Source organism: Streptomyces sp. IMTB 2501 (assembly GCF_001953885.1).
In the GTDB taxonomy this organism is placed as follows: Bacteria; Actinomycetota; Actinomycetes; order Streptomycetales; family Streptomycetaceae; genus Streptomyces.
The window spans coordinates 1-1,896 of sequence record NZ_MQUS01000016.1; the positions used below are offsets into that span (position 1 = coordinate 1).

3 protein-coding genes and 1 pseudogene are annotated in these 1,896 nt (G+C 69.8%); 2 read left to right on the top strand and 2 right to left on the bottom strand.

Features of this window, described 5'->3' with window-relative positions:
- Positions 1-887, top strand: an 887-nt coding sequence (locus AV521_RS25870) for an acyl-CoA carboxylase subunit beta (protein WP_305965189.1), incomplete at its 5' end; no start/stop codon positions are given.
- A gap of 57 nt (positions 888-944) precedes the next feature.
- Positions 945-1,139 (top strand): acyl-CoA carboxylase subunit epsilon, encoded by a 195-nt coding sequence (locus AV521_RS25875; protein ID WP_076091206.1) that lies wholly within the window; start codon positions 945-947, stop codon positions 1,137-1,139.
- Positions 1,140-1,246: 107 nt separating this feature from the next.
- Here AV521_RS25875 and AV521_RS25880 read toward each other — a convergent pair whose 3' ends face one another.
- Both AV521_RS25880 and AV521_RS25885 read right to left on the bottom strand, forming a co-directional pair.
- Positions 1,247-1,639: a hypothetical protein gene (locus AV521_RS25880; RefSeq protein WP_076091208.1), complete on the bottom strand. Its 393-nt coding sequence runs from the start codon at positions 1,637-1,639 to the stop codon at positions 1,247-1,249.
- A 44-nt stretch (positions 1,640-1,683) separates the two neighbouring features.
- Positions 1,684-1,896: pseudogene (locus AV521_RS25885) on the bottom strand (ATP/GTP-binding protein); the annotation flags it as partial.

Consider the following 1,896-nt stretch of genomic DNA (forward strand, 5'->3'; position numbering starts at 1 on the left):
CCTCCGGCGTCTGCCACTTCGCGTACGACGACGAGGAGACCTGCATCGCCGAGGTGCGCTACCTCCTCTCGCTGCTCCCGCAGAACAACCGCGAGAACCCTCCGCGGGCGGAGTGCTCCGACCCGGTCGACCGCCGTGGCGATGTGCTGCTGGACCTGGTCCCGGCGGACGGCAACCGGCCGTACGACATGGCCAAGGTCATCGAGGAGATCGTCGACGACGGCGAGTACCTGGAGGTCCACGAGCGCTGGGCGCGGAACATCATCTGCGCACTGGCCCGCCTCGACGGCCAGGTGGTCGGCATCATCGCCAACCAGCCGCAGGTGCTGGCGGGTGTCCTGGACATCGAGGCATCGGAAAAAGCTGCGCGTTTTGTCCAGATGTGTGACGCTTTCAATGTTCCGATCGTCACCTTCCTGGACGTGCCGGGGTTCCTCCCCGGTGTCGACCAGGAGCACGGCGGAATCATCCGCCACGGCGCGAAGCTGCTGTACGCCTACTGCAACGCGACCGTGCCGAGGATTTCGCTCATCCTGCGCAAGGCGTACGGAGGTGCGTACATCGTCATGGACTCCCAGTCGATCGGCGCCGACCTCACCTACGCCTGGCCGACCAACGAGATCGCCGTGATGGGCGCGGAAGGTGCCGCGAACGTCATCTTCCGCCGCCAGATCGCCGGTGCCGAGGACCCCGAGGCCATGCGGGCGCGGATGGTCAAGGAGTACAAGTCCGAGCTGATGCACCCGTACTACGCGGCGGAGCGCGGCTTGGTGGACGACGTCATCGACCCGGCCGAGACCCGCGAGGTCCTGGCGAAGTCCCTGGCGATGCTCCAGTCCAAGCACGCCGACCTGCCCTCCCGCAAGCACGGCAACCCGCCGCAGTAACCGAGCGGACCACCCGCGGCAACCCCGCGGACCTCTCTCTCACGGAGACTGACACCCATGAGCACTCCTGACATCCGCGTCGAGAAGGGCCACGCCGAGCCCGAGGAAGTCGCCGCCATCACGGCCGTCCTCCTGGCCCGCGCGGCCGCCCGCACCGAGCCCTCGACCCAGACCCACCGCGGCCGCGCCAAGGCCGGCTGGCGCCGGCTGGAACGCGAGGGCGGCTTCCGGGCGCCGCACAGCTGGCACTGAGACTCGGATCGCTTGACCGCGGCCCCGCTTCTCCCGTGTGGAGGGCGGGGCCGTGGTGTGTTCAGCGGAGGGTGACAAGTCGTCCAGCCACAGCACCCGCGGCTGGGTCATCGCACGCAGGTCTTCGACCCCATCACCCGTTCGGCGTAAGTGCCCGCATCGAAATACGCCCACGCGTGCTGTACGGCGGCCTTCGAGGTGAGTTCGTCCAAGGCGCGGGGCAGTCTCCGCAACAGGCTCGGCGCCGCCACGGCCGGCGCCGACACGGCCCTGGCAGGCCGCCGCAAGCAGCCGCAGGGTGCGGGGTCCTGGAACGTGCGGCGGACGAAGTCCAGGCGTTCCTCGGCGGGGGAGCGCAACACCCCTGAGCGGCCGCGCAGTTGCTCGATCACCCGGTGGCCGTCCGGCTCCTCCGGATGCCGCATGCCCGCCGGCTTCCGGCCGACGTACTCCCCGGCCCGGTCCAGCGGGACCTCGCTGCGGACAGGCGGGTACGGCAAAGGGGCCCCTCCCCGCGGAAAGGGCCCCTCGGCGCGGAGACCCGCTAGCGCAGGCGCGCCATCAGGGCGTGCTCGACCAGCGTGATCAGCGTCGACTTGGCGTCCGCGCGGTGGCGGGCGTCGGTCGTGATGATCGGGGTGTCCGGTCCGATCTGCAGCGCTTCCCGCACCTCGTCGGGGTTGTACGGCTGGTTGCCGTCGAATCCGTTCAGGGCGATGACGAAGGGGAGGCCGGAGTTCTCGAAGTAGTCGACGGC